Raw genomic sequence first — 14,663 nt, 5'->3', positions numbered from 1 at the left:
CAATAAATTGATCTAGTTCAATTTCTAGCAATGTGAAAGCGCTATAGTACAGGTGTCATCTCGTTGGTATTTATTATCGACATGTTGAGCAAGATGACACTTCCTTTTGAAGGCTGACTTTACTTTCTCCTAATCAGGAAACTGATTTTTGAATTTTGGCGATACGCTATATATCGATTCCAACCACACAGATATGTGTGGTTTTTTTTTATCAGTCACATTATTTCCCATTCTAGCATCCTTTCTTGTTATACGTTGTCTGACAAAAGCGACAAATTAAACGATACAGCCCAAAAAACGTTCGCATATTCTTCCTATTCTTGCAGTTGGTCACGCTCTGAAGTAAAAAGTGATTTAAACATACGTTTTAATCTGATAACATTTTTGCTACATATACAGGTCTGACCTCTCAATCAAGGAGACACAATGGGCATACAGGATTTAACCACACGATCGGGTGAACGCATTGCGATCGTCGCAGGTTTACGTACTCCATTCGCACGCCAAAGCACAGAGTTTGGTCATGTACCAGCCGTTGATCTAGGCAAAATGGTGGTTAGTGAAATGCTAACACGGGCGGATGTTGATCCCGCTATTGTCGACCAAGTTGTGTTTGGTCAGGTTGTGCAAATGCCTGAAGCACCAAATATCGCTCGCGAGATTGTTTTGGGCACTGGTATGGACGTAAAAACTGATGCTTATAGTGTGACTCGAGCCTGTGCGACGAGCTTCCAAGCGGCTGCAAACGTAGCAGAGAGCATTATTGCCGGTACGATTGATGTGGGTATTGCTGGTGGTGCAGATTCTTCTTCTGTTTTACCTATTGGCGTTTCAAAAAAGCTGGCTTCCTCATTGTTGGCTCTGAGTAAAGCTCGAAAGTCAGGCCAAAAGCTGTCTATTTTAAGTAAGTTGTCTTTCAAAGATTTGATGCCTGTACCTCCTGCTGTTGCCGAGTATTCTACGGGTATTTCTATGGGGCAAACGGCGGAGCAAATGGCCAAAACTCATGGTATATCACGAGAAGAGCAAGATGCTTTAGCTCACCGTTCTCATACATTGGCGGCGCAAGCTTGGGCTGATGGGAAGATACGTGATGAAGTGATGACCGCTTTTCCAGAACCTTACAAAAAATGGATTGATACGGATAACAACATCCGTACCGATTCTACGGTAGAGGGTTACGCTAAGTTACGACCAGCATTTGACCGAAAACACGGCAGTGTAACGGCGGCAAACAGTACGCCATTGACTGATGGTGCGGCGGCCGTTCTTATGATGAGAGAAGGCAAAGCGAAAGAACTTGGTCTTGAAATATTAGGTTATATTCGTTCGTATGCATTTTCTGCCATTGATGTGCATGAAGACATGCTAATGGGGCCATCTCATGCAACGCCTATCGCATTAGACAGAGCCGGAATTACATTAGATGACCTAACACTCATTGATATGCACGAAGCGTTTGCAGCGCAAACCCTGGCTAATGTGAAAATGTTCGCCAGTGATGAATTTGCCCAGCAGGTATTAGGGCGTGATAAGGCGATTGGCGAAATCGACATGGAGAAATTTAACGTGTTAGGCGGCTCCTTGGCTTACGGGCATCCGTTTGCTGCGACTGGCGCACGTATGATGACCCAAACATTGCGTGAGCTAAAAAGACGCGGTGGTGGTCTGGCGTTGAACACGGCCTGTGCTGCTGGTGGTTTAGGTGCAGCAATGGTATTGGAGGTAGAATAATGAGCAATCAAAACGCATTTCAATTAACCATTGATGACCAAGGCCTTGCATGGCTTGCTATTGATGTCCCTGGCGAAAAAATGAATACCCTTCAAGCTCAGTTTACTGAAGAGATGCAAACCATCTTGATGGAACTTGAAGCTAAAAAGCATGAAGTATCTGGTTTAATCATTCATTCCTTGAAACCTGACAACTTTGTTGCGGGGGCTGATGTACGCATGCTCGACGCGTGTACTACAGCGGAAGAGGCACAAGGTTTGGCCGCACAAGGTCAACAAATGTTTAACCAGCTTGAAGCATTGCCTTTCCCCGTGGTTTCTGCAATCCATGGCCCTTGTTTAGGTGGTGGCTTAGAGCTTGCACTGGCTTGTGATTACCGTGTATGCAGCGACTCAGACAAAACGCGTTTGGGTTTACCTGAAGTTCAGCTCGGTTTACTGCCAGGTTCCGGCGGTACACAAAGGCTGCCTCGCTTAATTGGTTTACTGCCAAGCTTAGACTTAATTTTGACTGGTAAGCAGTTGAGAGCTAAAAAAGCAAATAAGTTGGGTGTGGTTGATGCTTGTGTACCTGAATCTATTTTACTGGAGGTAGCCAAGAAGTATGCCTCTGGTAATAAGGCAAAGCGTAAATTGGCGACCAAAGAACGCCTGCTTTCTGGTGTGAAGTTTGGCCGAAATTTTGTGTTTGACCAAGCGAGCAAGAAGACACTTGCCAAAACTCGCGGTAATTATCCAGCGGCGGACGCTATCTTAGACGTTATTGCTTATGGTTTAGAACACGGTATCGAAAAAGGTTTAGAAAACGAGGCTAAACGTTTTGGTGTGTTGTGCATGAGTAACGAATCCAAAGCATTGCGTTCTATTTTCTTTGCGACAACGGAAATGAAAAAAGAAAACGGCACTGATGAAAAGCCTCGGTTAGTTTCGCGTGTTGGTGTACTTGGTGGTGGCCTTATGGGGGCGGGCATTAGTCATGTGTCTGTTTCTAAAGCCAAAGTGCCAGTACGAATCAAAGATGTTTCTAACGATGGTGTGTTAGGAGCAATGAATTACAATTACAAACTGCTTAGTAAGCAGAAAAAGCGCCGTATTTTAACTAAAGCAGAACTGCAATATCGTATGTCCCAGTTGTCTGGTGGTACGGATTACACCGCCTTTAAAAATACAGATATGGTGATTGAAGCGGTATTTGAAGATCTTGCATTAAAGCAGGGCATGGTAAAAGAAATAGAGCAATACGGAAACGAGCGCACTATTTTTGCTACTAATACGTCTTCTTTGCCCATTCATCAAATTGCGGCCGAAGCGCAACGGCCCGAAAACGTTATAGGTTTGCACTACTTTAGCCCGGTTGAGAAAATGCCGTTGGTGGAAGTCATTCCACATGAAGGGACTTCTGATGAAGTTATCTCAACTACAGTGGAATTGGCTCGTAAGCAAGGTAAGACCCCCATCGTTGTGGCGGATAAAGCGGGCTTCTATGTCAACCGAATTTTAGCGCCTTACATGAATGAGTCTGCGCAAGTGTTGTTAGGTGGTGAGCCTATCGAGCAACTTGATAATGCTTTGCTTAATTTCGGTTTCCCTGTAGGGCCAATAGCGCTGCTTGATGAAGTTGGCGTTGATATTGGCGCGAAGATAATGCCAATTTTGGTCGAAGAGTTAGGGGCGCGATTTAAGGCTCCGGAAGTGTTTGATGTTTTGCTGAATGATGGCCGTAAAGGGCGTAAAGTAGGCAAAGGTTTTTACAGCTATAACGGCAAAAAGAAAGAAGTGGATAAAAGCGTTTATAAGCTATTGAAACTTCAGCCAGAAGCGAAACTGCCAGAAAAAGACATCGCGCTACGTTGTGTATTGCCAATGCTGAACGAGGCGGTACGCTGTTTAGATGAGGGGATTATCCGCAGTGCAAGAGATGGCGACATCGGGGCTATTTTTGGTATTGGTTTCCCACCATTCTTAGGTGGCCCGTTCCGTTACATGGACCAAATCGGCACTAAAGAGTTAGTCAACATCATGAACAATTTTGCCGAGAAATACGGCGATAGGTTCGCACCTTGCGATGGCTTATTAACGAGAGCGGGCAGTGATGCACGTTTCTACGATTAAACCTGCATAGAATACAGCGATTAAAATGAAATTAGGGCTACCATTGGTAGCCCTAATTATCTTCCGCTTTTAACCTAAATCAACATCTTTCGGTCTGAGCTGAAACTCTTCTACAGAACCAATTTCCTGCCCTACATTGAGGGTTGCCTCTTCACCGTGTTCACTGCCTTGACTATGCATGATCAAGCGGTTTGCTGTTCGTGGCTTAAGGATACTGACGACGAATCGAATCATCTCTGAGCGAGTAAGTCCTTTAAGCTCTTCTAAAACCTGCTCCCTTTGACGGAATTCTTCGTCCTTGTTACCTATGGCTACCCACAAGCGTTGAGCGCGGCCGCGCAAATTGTTATCTGGCGTAGCGACTTGGTTCCAGAGGCCTTTTTTACTGCTTTGCCATTGGTATTCATTGAGCTCTAACAAAATCATATAAAAAGCGTTGAGAAACTCATCTATAGCCGCTAAAAGTTCAATTGGAGCGGCTTTAGGAGATTGCACGTAAAGCACAATACCTGGGTGGCGGTTGAGCGGCATGTTACCGGTTCCGACCATATAACCTAGCTGTTGCTTCGTGCGAATTTCGTGAAAAAACGTGGCCGACATTAAGTGGTTAGCAAGTGAGTAAAGTGCAATGTTGCGAGGGTTTACCTCTGGACATTGGTAGTAAATAACAATCGCAGAATCCGCTTGATGACAGAAAACTTCGCGTTGATATGTGCCATGCTCTCCCAGCATAATGAGCGGGCGTAATGATTCCTCATAACGCTGGTCTTCCACACGTAGTGCTGACTTAATTGTTTGAGCTAGGGTAAGAGCTTGTTCTGTTTGCCAGTCACCATACACAAATAGCTCAACATGCAGCTCCGCTAAAATACTGTCTACAAATGAAGGTAATTCGTCTACTTCAATGGATTCTAAGGCTTCTATTAACACCGGGAACGGAGGGTTATTAGGTTGAAGTAGCCCTGTTAAGCTATTGAATAGTTGAGAAACAGGACGATCTTTAGCCGCATTTTTCCAGTTACGCAGCATTTGTTGTTTGATGATTTCAAATCGCTGAGGGTTAAACTCTCGGGTGGCAAACCGAGTTAAAATCACATCAAGTAATTGAGATTGTTTTTGACTAAAGCCGCTTAGCGTTAGCGTTACTCCACCTTGGTGAGCGTACATGTTGTAGCTCATACCCGCAATTTCCGCTTGATACGTCTCTTTTACTAAAGAGTCTAAAAACAGTTCTACGCACAGGCGAGTTTTGACAATGTTTCTTGGTGTAGACACCGCATGAGGACTGTCTATGGCTAAGTAAACCACGCCTTTAGGAACACGAAACTCCGGTTCTTGTAAGTGCCATAAGCGAAAGCCTGATAGCTCTTCTAGCATCGTTGGGATCGTGATATCACCTTCCAATGGCATAGGGTCTAGATCGTAGCAAATATAAGGATTTTCTTTAGGTAACGTCAGTTCTGTATTAAGTGATGCATTATTCCAGCGCGCTAATTGCTGCTCATTGAAAGGAGACACGGAGTAAGGCGCATCATACCATTTGGCGAGGGTATCGTATTCTAAGCCCTTGGCGATGACCGACAGCTTTAGATTTTCAACATTAAAATAACTAAAAACTTCGCTTAATAGGTCTTCGTTAAAATCTGCCATTTTGTAGTCGCCATAAATGACGTCTTCTTCAGGGAAGTGATGAATATTCATCACCAAATGGCTAGCTAAGTCGAGCGGCCGAGTGGATTCTTGGAAACGAAAGGCCGATTCGAGAACCGCTTGTTTTTCGTGATAGCGCCATTGCTGAAAGCCAGACTCTCTGATCAACTGAAGGTAGGAAAATACCGCTTCAACAATATCATCAACGTGGTTAAGACCTTCAGGGGTGAGTGTGCAACTTACCGTGAATTCTCGGTAGTTGTTGCCGCTCATACCACCACCGGCGCCTAAGCTGTTGATCCAACCAAGCTCTTTTAAATAGAGCATCAAGCTGCCTTGGGCTTCATCGCCGAGCAAGTGAGCAAAATACGACAAAGGTTTGCTGCCATAATGTGCATCCATACTGGGTAAAGCGAACGCAAGTAACAGTTTTCGGCTGTCTTTTTCAGGTTCAATTTGAATGTAGCAACCTTTTTGCTCTGGGCGGGTGAGCGTAACTAAGGTGGCTTTACCTTGTTTATTGCGGTTGGCGATAGGGTTGAATAAGGACTCTACCCATTGTTGCATTTCATCTAAAGAGTGCGAGCCGACTAAGGTCAGCGTCATTAAATCTGCCGAGTATTGCTGCTGATAAAAATCGATGATTTCTGCACGAATTGATTGGCCATTTCTATCGCCAAGGGTTTCGAAATTGCCAACAGAAAATTTCGAAAAAGGGTGTTCGGGGTTCGCGACTTCTTTATGAACTTGATATAGGCGACGCATGTCGTCTTTTAGTTTGAGGCGATACTCAGAGTCGACCGCTTCTCTTTCTTTATCCAGGGCTTCTTCATTAAAAAGAGGGCTGACAAAAAATTGGCTAAAGCGTTTTAAACCACGTTCGAAGGCCGTAGGAGTAATATCAAAAAAGAAACAGGTGTGCTCTGTGCCAGTCCAAGCATTGTTATTACCGCCATGTTGGCTAATAAAAGCTTGAAATTCTCCTGTCTTCGGGTATTTTTCTGTACCCAAAAATAGCATATGCTCTAGAAAATGGGCCAGACCTTCACGGTCGGACGGATCGTCGAAATGGCCAACATTTACCGCTAGTGCCGCCGCAGATTTTTGTGCATGATCATCTTGAACCAGCAGTACGCGTAATGCGTTATCTAGTGTTATGTAGCGGTATTGATTATTGTCATTAGGGCTGAGATGCACGAGAAGGTCTCCGAAAATGCAATTGCTTTAATTATGACTAGGTTATGACGTGCTGCAAACTGAAAGCTGTTTTTTTTAATGGTTTGTTAACACAGTCAGAGTCTTGTACACCGAATGGGATATACTTAGTAAAAGTGAGTGTATGGTTTGAAAGCCGTATTGTCGGGCACTTACACTCTCCCGTCAGCAGTAGTAACCAGTACTGAGCCAGATACTAGTTGAATCATTATTGGCTTGGATTCATTACGGGAACACAATATGAAAGTATTTATTATGCGTCACGGCGAAGCAGAAATGTTTGCAAACAGTGACTCAGAGCGAGAGCTCACTCAGCGGGGTATAGATCAGTCTTTACTCGTGGCTAAAGCCTGTGCAAAGCAAGGGCATCAAGCGTTTGATTTAGTGCTTGTTAGCCCATACATTCGAGCGCAGCAAACTTGGAAAACAATCTCGCAAGTATTTTCTGCCAAAGATGGTCGAGTAGAAACGTGTGACGATATTACGCCCTACGGAGACTCAGAAGACGTATACGATTATGTATGCGCGTTAGCGGAAACTCAGTCACTAGAGTCTATCTTGTTGGTTTCACACCTACCTTTGGTTGGCTATTTAACCTCAGAGTTCGTCACTGATATGCCACCACCAATGTTCCCAACCTCAGGGCTAGTCTGCGCGAACTTTGACGCCCAAAGTGGTAAGGGTGAATTTGCATGGCATATTCATCCGTAAGGTGGGGAAGTGCTAAAAGCGAAGTACTAAAAGCTAAGTACTAGAAGCGCGATTGTGCGTTCTTTATTTGTACTTAGCTCTACTTAGCTTTTCGCACCTAGCTTTTAGAACTTAGCTCCACTACCTATCCGGAATACTTAGCAACACTAACAATGCGCCATTGCCACCGAACTCTAACGGAGCTTGATGGTAGGCCATGACGTCTGGGTGTTGTGCCAGCCAGAGTGGTACTTTTTGTTTTAAGATGTGTTTGCCAATGCCATGCATGACGCAAGCACAATCGACACTCTCCTTAATACAATGGGCGATCATCGCGCCTAATTCTCGTTTTGCTTCCTGTTGGGTCATGCCATGCATATCTAGGTAGACATCAGGCACGTAAACACCGCGGCGCAGTCGCTTTACTTCAAATTTAGACACATCTGAGCGAGCGTAGCGGGTCGGTCCGTCTTCGCTAAGGTGCGGGACAAACTCATCAGAGAAGAAAAACTCGTTGTCTGAGGCTTCTTTTTTTGTGCGTTGGACTTCTTTTTGTATCGGGTTTCGGTTTGGTTGCTGGATTATGGTATCCTGTGTCAACTTTTTTACGCCCTGTACGGCGCCTTTAAATAAGGCGAAGTCATCGTCTATGTCGGTGTCTTTCTTGCTCATGGGGTTCTAAAACAAATAGGAATAGCACCATTGTAACGCTATTCGGAGGCAAATTTGGATAAGATTTTTGTAGAAGAAGCGGTTTCTGAGCTACATTCGCTTCAAGATATGATTCGTTGGACTGTAAGTCGCTTTAACGCGGCCGGACTTTTTTATGGCCACGGTACTGATAATGCGTGGGATGAGGCGGTTCAACTAATCTTGCCGACCTTGTATCTTCCTATTGATGTGCTACCGCATGTTCTAAATTCTCGCCTAACCAGCAGTGAGCGTTTACGTATTGTAGAGCGTGTTGTTCGCCGTATAAACGAACGCACACCAACGGCTTACTTAACTAATAAAGCGTGGTTCTGTGGCTTAGAATTCTTCGTAGATGAGCGTGTACTTGTGCCTCGTTCACCTATCGGTGAACTAATCGAAGCTCAATTTCAACCTTGGTTAGTGGAAGAGCCAACTCGCATTATGGATTTGTGCACGGGCAGTGCGTGTATTGCGATTGCTTGTGCTCACGCATTCCCAGAAGCGGAAGTCGATGCTATCGATATTTCTACTGATGCGTTAGAAGTTGCCGAGCAAAACATTCAAGACCACGGCATGGAACAACAAGTTTTCCCTATCCGTTCTGATTTGTTCCGCGATTTACCAAAAGATAAATACAACCTGATCGTATCAAACCCGCCTTATGTAGACGAAGAAGATATGAATAGCTTGCCTGAAGAATTCACTCATGAGCCTGCACTGGGCCTTGCTGCGGGTACCGATGGTCTTAAGTTAGTTCGTCGTATTTTAGCGAATGCACCAAACTATTTAACCGATGACGGTATCTTGATCTGTGAAGTGGGTAACTCCATGGTACACATGATGGATCAATACCCAGATATTCCGTTTACTTGGATTGAATTCTCTAACGGTGGCCACGGTGTGTTTATGCTCACACGAGCACAACTTGTTGAGCATGCCGCTGAGTTTGCGCTGTATATCGACTAAGTAGCGGTTATCAACGAAGCCCAACAGCAGAAATACTAAACGCCAGCCTAATTTGCTGGCGTTTTTTGTTTTTAGGGGCTTTACAAGCAAACCGTATAACGACACTATGAAAGCACGAAAAATTGAATTAAACGTAATCGAGATTGAGTGAGCACGGCTATCCTCATTCTTGATACGCACAGAGGAAGTAATGGCAGGAAACAGCATTGGACAACATTTTCGTGTAACGACATTCGGTGAAAGCCACGGTATCGCACTGGGTTGCGTTGTTGATGGTTGCCCACCAGGGCTAGCTCTTACCGAGGCCGATCTGCAAATAGATTTAGATCGCCGTCGACCAGGAACATCAAAATACACCACGCAGCGTCGCGAAGCCGATGAAGTGAAAATCTTAGCGGGCGTATTTGAAGGCCAAACGACAGGAACCTCAATTGGTTTGTTGATTGAAAATACCGATCAGCGTTCTAAAGATTACTCTGAGATTAAAGACAAGTTCCGTCCAGGACATGCTGATTATACCTACCATCAAAAATACGGTGTACGTGACTACCGAGGTGGTGGCCGTTCATCTGCTCGTGAAACGGCGATGCGTGTTGCCGCAGGTGCGATTGCTAAGAAGTACTTGAAACAAGAGTTTGGTGTGGAAGTGCGCGCTTACTTATCTCAAATGGGCGATGTCTGTATTGATAAAGTCGATTGGGATGAAATTGAGAACAACGCATTTTTCTGCCCAGACGTCGATAAAGTCGATGCATTGGATGAGCTTATCCGTGGCCTTAAAAAAGAAGGCGACTCTATTGGGGCAAAACTGTGTGTTGTAGCAACTAATGTGCCTGTCGGTCTTGGAGAGCCAATCTTTGATCGCCTTGATGCGGATATTGCTCATGCTCTGATGAGTATCAATGCAGTAAAAGGCGTAGAAGTCGGCGATGGTTTTGATGTTGTAAACCAAAAAGGCAGTGAGCATCGTGATCCATTAACGCCTGAAGGCTTTAGCAGTAACCACGCTGGTGGCATTCTAGGTGGCATTTCAACTGGGCAAGACATTGTTGCCAGTATTGCGCTTAAGCCAACATCAAGCATTACGGTTCCGGGCGAAACCATTACTCGCTCTGGTGAATCAACGCAATTGATCACTAAGGGACGTCACGACCCATGCGTAGGCATTCGTGCCGTGCCTATCGCCGAAGCCATGCTCGCGATTGTACTGCTCGATCACTTACTGCGTCATCGTGGCCAAAACTTCGGCGTAACAACCGAAACCCCTAAGATCTAGTACGCCGCCTGTTTTATAGCTTTAAAATAAAAATCCCCAACCGCCTAAGCCGTTGGGGATTTTTTATTCATTTAACCTTTTACATGTCGCTCTTAACTCTAGCTTTTAGAACTTAGCTTCTAGTACTTAGCTTTTAGAACTTCAACTCTCAATGCAACGAACCTTCGCCTTCCAATTGGAATGAAGGTAATCGCCATTTGAATCTAACAGCAGCCATACGAAGCAGATAACCCACGACAAGGGTCACAAGGGTACTGGTCACGTCATCGACTTCAAAATGCAATAGTGTGAGGTACATGATCGATGCGATCATGGCGACGGATGCATAAAGTTCGTGGTGTAACACCAATGGTGATTGACGGCAAATTAGATCACGCAGCAGGCCTCCGAATACCCCAGTAACAATGGCTGATACTACGCATATTACAGGGTGCAGTTCCATATTAATGGCAACTTGAGTGCCAATGATACTAAACACAATCAAGCCTAATGCATCTAATCGAATGAATAATCCTTTGAATTTGATTACCCATTTAGCGACACCGGTGGTGAGCACACCAGCCACACAAGTAATGACTAAAAACTCGGGATGCTTAACCCATGTAAGCGGGTAGTGACCAAGTAAAATATCACGCACAGTACCACCACCGATTGCCGTTGCACTTGCGACAAACATTACTCCGAACCAATCCATGTTTTTACGCCCAGCACTGAGCGCTCCAGTCATCGCTTCCGCTGTGATTCCTATGACGTAGAGAACACTTAACAACATTTCTTAATACACCAAGCTGCTAGAAAAACGCAATTCTAGTGGGGTTAAGATAATAATGCGAGCAAAATCACAGTAACTTTGCATTAGAAAATCTAATGCTATTATGGCGAGAAATTCCATGACTTTACAAATGCGTGAAAGCAAGGAAAATACACCCTAAGATTATTGATTGTTACCCAAAATGAATTTCCAATATCAAGACTTAATTGAGGTGTTTAATCACTCCTTTTTAAACGAATACAATACCAAGCTAGAGCTCGGTGGTGATGAACCCATCTATTTACCAGCGGATGACGAAAACCCGAATCATCGCATTATTTTTGCTCGTGGTTTTTACGCGTCAGCACTGCATGAAATTGCTCATTGGTGTGTTGCTGGTCCGAAGCGACGTCTGCTGGAAGACTTCGGTTATTGGTATGAGCCTGATGGGCGTACTGAGCAGATACAATCCGAATTTGAGAAAGTGGAAATTCGGCCACAAGCCTATGAGTGGATATTGTCTGTCAGTGCGGGCTTTCCATTTAACGTTAGCTGTGACAATCTACACGGCGATTTTGAGCCAGATAGAATCGCTTTCATGCAGAAAGTTCACAATGAAGTCGAGCAGATCTTATCGCAAGGCATGCCGACTCGTGTGAAACAGCTGTCTGAAGCGCTAAGATCGTTTTACCATGTCGCTCCTTTGGATGTGACGCAGTTTAAAGTGAAATAAAGTAAATAAATTAGAGACCATGATGATTATTGAGTTTGAAGAAAAATTACTGACTTTAATTGATGCAACAGTCGCAACGGCATCGGACGACGAACTGTTTGCTGGTGGTTACTTACGTGGCCATATTTCATTAGCAGCCGCTGCATGTGAAACCGAAGGTGAGACTGAGATTGCCCAACTTCAAGCTCGCGTTGAAGATAGCATTGAGCAGGCAAAGTCTGAGTTAACTCCGGCTGATAGTGTTATTGTCATGGATATTTGGCAGCAGTTAATGCAGTCAGCCCAAGCTTAGCGGGTGGTTAACAAAAGAATTTAGAAGGGCGCTGATGCGCTCTTTTTTTTTCGCAGTGTGAGTCAGTACACGTCTGGGAAGTCGAGATAAGAATAAGCGTAAATTTTGAGAGTAACATAGCCATATCGGATTCCCTGTTTGATATACTGATGATTCAATCGATATAAAGGAAGGCGATGATATGTCGAAAACGACTAAGCTGCGCAACGAAGATAAGTTAGTGAAGAAGGCTCTAGAAGTCGGTTGTAAAATGGCGAAACTACAAGGGTTTGATTTGCCTATGTCCCCGCCACCGTTAAAGACAGAAGCGGTGTATTTATTTTTAGTTGGAGTGAATCAAATCGCGCCACTTCCTGAGGATAAACTCGATGGACCTAGCGTTAAAAAACGCTTAGCGATGTGGATTCACAAAGCGTTACCAGATAATGACCCTCTCAAGTAGAAAACGCCTATTTCGAATTTATTAACGTTAAAATGAGTTTTTCAAAATTATAAAAAAAGAACGCGATATGCGTTCTTTTTTTTACTTAAATTCGTTAGTTTGTCAGGTTATTCAGTAACTGATCGCAATCTTGTTTAAGTTGCTTAAGCTGTTCAATATCCATTTTTGACATGCACAACATATTCGACGGGATGTCTTGCGCTTGTTCACGCAGGAGTAAGCCTTGCTCAGTCAGGGCAATGATTCGAATACGCTCATCTTCTTGGCTACGAGTTCGAGTTACGAAACCTTTCACTTCTAAACGTTTAAGTAATGGGGTTAATGTTCCTGAGTCTAATCGGGTTTTTTGCCCTAGTTCCTTAACGTTCATCGATTTCTCTTCCCACAATATCATCATCACAATGTACTGAAGGTATGTTAAATCGAGAGCTTTCAATATCGGTTGATAGGCTCGGCTCATGGCGTTTGATGCGCTATAGAGCGAAAAACACACTTGGTTATCTAATAGTAGATGAGCATCTTTTGAAGAATCTTTCATAGACGGTATCACTTAATTCAAACTAATTGTGCACAATATACTTGCACGCTCGATTAGATTCAATTACTATTATTGAAAATAAGATTGCGCGCAATTAAATGGCTAGCAACCGATTATCGAATAACAATCGAATACCAAAAGGAACGAATCATGAAAGCACTCTACACTACATCAGCAAAAGCGCTCGCGGGTCGTAATGGTCAAGTTTCTACTGATGATAATAAGTTGTCAGTTGATCTTAGTTATCCAAAGGAAATGGGGGGTTCGGGTGAAGCGACTAACCCAGAACAATTGTTTGCTGCGGGTTATGCGGCGTGTTTTTCTAATGCGATTTTGCACGTAGCTCGTGAAACTAAGGTTGCAATCAAGTCTGCGCCAACAACATCAACCGTTGGTATTGGTCCAAATGAAACGGGCGGCTTTGCTTTATCAGTCAGCTTGTCTGTTGAATTGGATATAGAGCAAGACCAAGCGGTACAGCTTGTGCGTACTGCTCACCAAGTGTGCCCGTACTCAAATGCAGTTCGCGGCAACATTGATGTAAAACTCAGCGTAAATGGCGTTGATCTTTAAGGCAAAAACTCAAGCCTAGTCATACGACGATATAAATAATAAATCTTTGGAGAAACCTATGCGCGCAATTCAAATTCAGCAATACGGTGGCGTTGAAAAGCTACAGTTGCAACAAGTGGAAAAGCCAGCGATCAATGCTGATGACATTCTAGTACTGGTAAAATCAGCGGCTATTAACCCGGTTGATTGGAAAATCCGCGAAGGGTATCTACAGGCGTTTATTCCTTACGAAATGCCATTCACTTTGGGCTGGGATGTTTCAGGCGTGGTGGCAGAAGTCGGTGCCAACGTTACTGAGTTTAACGTCGGTGATGAAATATTCAGTCGTCCTGCTATCAATCGTAATGGCAGCTATGCGGATTATATTGCAGTCAAAGCGGACGAAGCTGTGTTGAAATCAACCAAGCTCGATTTCGCACAAGCGGCAGCATTACCGTTAGCAGGCATTACGGCGTGGCAGTGCTTGGTTGATGTGGCTGATGTTCAGGCCGGTCAACGAGTATTAGTTCACGCAGGGGCGGGTGGCGTAGGGCACTTGGCTATCCAAATTGCAAAAGCAAAAGGCGCAATCGTTGTTGCAACAGCGTCAGCAGCCAACCAAGATTTGTTGGTTGAATTTGGTGCTGATCAAGCGGTGGATTATGCGAAGGCTCCTTTGAGTGAGCAGATAGAGGCCGTTGATATTGTTGTGGATACCATGGGTGGCGACGTACAGAAGCAATCTTGGTCGTTACTTAAAGAAGGTGGTATTTTAGTTTCAGTGGTGGACCAACCGGATGAAACGATTGCGAAATCGCACAATGCTCGTTCTGCATTTGTGTTTATTGAGCCTAGCAGCCGTATTCTAAACGAACTCAACAAGCTGGTTGAATCGGATCAACTTACGCCGTTGATTGAGCATCGCTTTCCTCTAGAACAAATTGCAGATGCACATTTACAAAGCCAGTCTGGCCGTACTCGCGGTAAAATAGTGATTGATGTGAATTAAAGCGATCTAGC

Annotated in this window: 14 protein-coding genes; 10 read left to right on the top strand and 4 right to left on the bottom strand. The window is 44.3% G+C overall.

All coding sequences use genetic code 11. The features are described 5' to 3' along the window. Positions 1 to 426: 426 nt before the first annotated feature. Positions 427 to 1,734 (top strand): acetyl-CoA C-acyltransferase FadI, encoded by a 1,308-nt coding sequence (gene fadI, locus VTAP4600_RS10185; protein ID WP_102522697.1) that lies wholly within the window; start codon positions 427 to 429, stop codon positions 1,732 to 1,734. Beyond that, positions 1,734 to 3,845, top strand: coding sequence for a fatty acid oxidation complex subunit alpha FadJ (gene fadJ / locus VTAP4600_RS10180; RefSeq protein ID WP_102522696.1), 2,112 nt, complete (start codon positions 1,734 to 1,736; stop codon positions 3,843 to 3,845). Before fadI ends, fadJ begins: the two co-directional genes overlap by 1 nt. Positions 3,846 to 3,914: 69 nt before the next feature. Here fadJ and VTAP4600_RS10175 read toward each other — a convergent pair whose 3' ends face one another. Beyond that, positions 3,915 to 6,692, bottom strand: coding sequence for an insulinase family protein (locus VTAP4600_RS10175; protein WP_102522695.1), 2,778 nt, complete (start codon positions 6,690 to 6,692; stop codon positions 3,915 to 3,917). Positions 6,693 to 6,950: 258 nt separating this feature from the next. Between VTAP4600_RS10175 and sixA the strand changes: the two genes are divergently transcribed. After that, positions 6,951 to 7,421, top strand: coding sequence for a phosphohistidine phosphatase SixA (sixA, locus tag VTAP4600_RS10170; RefSeq protein WP_102522694.1), 471 nt, complete (start codon positions 6,951 to 6,953; stop codon positions 7,419 to 7,421). A 120-nt stretch (positions 7,422 to 7,541) separates the two neighbouring features. On the opposite strand, the gene smrB is transcribed toward sixA, so the two are convergent. Next, positions 7,542 to 8,072, bottom strand: a complete 531-nt coding sequence (gene smrB, locus VTAP4600_RS10165) for an endonuclease SmrB (protein WP_102522693.1) — start codon at positions 8,070 to 8,072, stop codon at positions 7,542 to 7,544. A 54-nt stretch (positions 8,073 to 8,126) separates the two neighbouring features. On the opposite strand from smrB, the gene prmB reads away from it, so the two are divergent. After that, positions 8,127 to 9,059 (top strand): 50S ribosomal protein L3 N(5)-glutamine methyltransferase, encoded by a 933-nt coding sequence (prmB, locus tag VTAP4600_RS10160; RefSeq protein WP_102522692.1) that lies wholly within the window; start codon positions 8,127 to 8,129, stop codon positions 9,057 to 9,059. Between the two features lie 190 nt (positions 9,060 to 9,249). Beyond that, positions 9,250 to 10,335: a chorismate synthase gene (gene aroC / locus VTAP4600_RS10155; RefSeq protein ID WP_102522691.1), complete on the top strand. Its 1,086-nt coding sequence runs from the start codon at positions 9,250 to 9,252 to the stop codon at positions 10,333 to 10,335. Positions 10,336 to 10,483: 148 nt separating this feature from the next. Here aroC and VTAP4600_RS10150 read toward each other — a convergent pair whose 3' ends face one another. Further along, a complete protein-coding gene (locus tag VTAP4600_RS10150) occupies positions 10,484 to 11,107 on the bottom strand; it encodes a trimeric intracellular cation channel family protein (protein ID WP_102522690.1) in 624 nt (207 codons plus the stop codon). 181 nt (positions 11,108 to 11,288) lie between these two features. Between VTAP4600_RS10150 and VTAP4600_RS10145 the strand changes: the two genes are divergently transcribed. The 3 genes from VTAP4600_RS10145 (at position 11,289) to VTAP4600_RS10135 (ending at position 12,553) form a co-directional block, all read left to right on the top strand. Next, positions 11,289 to 11,819: an elongation factor P hydroxylase gene (locus tag VTAP4600_RS10145; RefSeq protein ID WP_102522689.1), complete on the top strand. Its 531-nt coding sequence runs from the start codon at positions 11,289 to 11,291 to the stop codon at positions 11,817 to 11,819. Positions 11,820 to 11,841: 22 nt separating this feature from the next. After that, a complete protein-coding gene (locus VTAP4600_RS10140) occupies positions 11,842 to 12,111 on the top strand; it encodes a YfcL family protein (protein ID WP_102522688.1) in 270 nt (89 codons plus the stop codon). Between the two features lie 181 nt (positions 12,112 to 12,292). Then, the gene (locus VTAP4600_RS10135; protein WP_102522687.1) at positions 12,293 to 12,553 is read left to right on the top strand and encodes a DUF5062 family protein; all 261 of its coding nucleotides are present in this window, start codon (positions 12,293 to 12,295) and stop codon (positions 12,551 to 12,553) included. A 94-nt stretch (positions 12,554 to 12,647) separates the two neighbouring features. Here VTAP4600_RS10135 and ohrR read toward each other — a convergent pair whose 3' ends face one another. Then, positions 12,648 to 13,091, bottom strand: a complete 444-nt coding sequence (ohrR, locus tag VTAP4600_RS10130) for a transcriptional regulator OhrR (protein WP_102522686.1) — start codon at positions 13,089 to 13,091, stop codon at positions 12,648 to 12,650. A 150-nt stretch (positions 13,092 to 13,241) separates the two neighbouring features. Here ohrR and ohr point away from each other — a divergent pair, with 150 nt between their 5' ends. Beyond that, positions 13,242 to 13,664: an organic hydroperoxide reductase Ohr gene (gene ohr, locus VTAP4600_RS10125; protein WP_102522685.1), complete on the top strand. Its 423-nt coding sequence runs from the start codon at positions 13,242 to 13,244 to the stop codon at positions 13,662 to 13,664. A 58-nt stretch (positions 13,665 to 13,722) separates the two neighbouring features. Beyond that, entirely contained in the window at positions 13,723 to 14,652 is a 930-nt protein-coding gene (locus VTAP4600_RS10120) for an NADP-dependent oxidoreductase (protein WP_102522684.1), read from the top strand. Positions 14,653 to 14,663 lie beyond the last annotated feature (11 nt).

It is taken from the genome of Vibrio tapetis subsp. tapetis (assembly GCF_900233005.1).
Taxonomy (GTDB): Bacteria; Pseudomonadota; Gammaproteobacteria; order Enterobacterales; family Vibrionaceae; genus Vibrio; species Vibrio tapetis.
The sequence above is the reverse complement of the archived record's forward strand: the minus strand, read 5'-3'. Positions and strand labels throughout refer to the sequence as shown.

Bases quoted from the DNA above. Each gene is read 5' to 3' on its own strand.
- fadI (WP_102522697.1), top strand. From the start codon at position 427: ATGGGCATACAGGATTTAACCACACGATCGGGTGAACGCATTGCGATC.
- aroC (WP_102522691.1), top strand. From the start codon at position 9,250: ATGGCAGGAAACAGCATTGGACAACATTTTCGTGTAACGACATTCGGT.
- VTAP4600_RS10120 (WP_102522684.1), top strand. From the start codon at position 13,723: ATGCGCGCAATTCAAATTCAGCAATACGGTGGCGTTGAAAAGCTACAG.
- VTAP4600_RS10145 (WP_102522689.1), top strand. From the start codon at position 11,289: ATGAATTTCCAATATCAAGACTTAATTGAGGTGTTTAATCACTCCTTT.
- VTAP4600_RS10135 (WP_102522687.1), top strand. From the start codon at position 12,293: ATGTCGAAAACGACTAAGCTGCGCAACGAAGATAAGTTAGTGAAGAAG.
- VTAP4600_RS10140 (WP_102522688.1), top strand. From the start codon at position 11,842: ATGATTATTGAGTTTGAAGAAAAATTACTGACTTTAATTGATGCAACA.
- smrB (WP_102522693.1), bottom strand. From the start codon at position 8,072: ATGAGCAAGAAAGACACCGACATAGACGATGACTTCGCCTTATTTAAA.
- VTAP4600_RS10150 (WP_102522690.1), bottom strand. From the start codon at position 11,107: ATGTTGTTAAGTGTTCTCTACGTCATAGGAATCACAGCGGAAGCGATG.
- sixA (WP_102522694.1), top strand. From the start codon at position 6,951: ATGAAAGTATTTATTATGCGTCACGGCGAAGCAGAAATGTTTGCAAAC.
- ohrR (WP_102522686.1), bottom strand. From the start codon at position 13,091: ATGAAAGATTCTTCAAAAGATGCTCATCTACTATTAGATAACCAAGTG.
- ohr (WP_102522685.1), top strand. From the start codon at position 13,242: ATGAAAGCACTCTACACTACATCAGCAAAAGCGCTCGCGGGTCGTAAT.
- fadJ (WP_102522696.1), top strand. From the start codon at position 1,734: ATGAGCAATCAAAACGCATTTCAATTAACCATTGATGACCAAGGCCTT.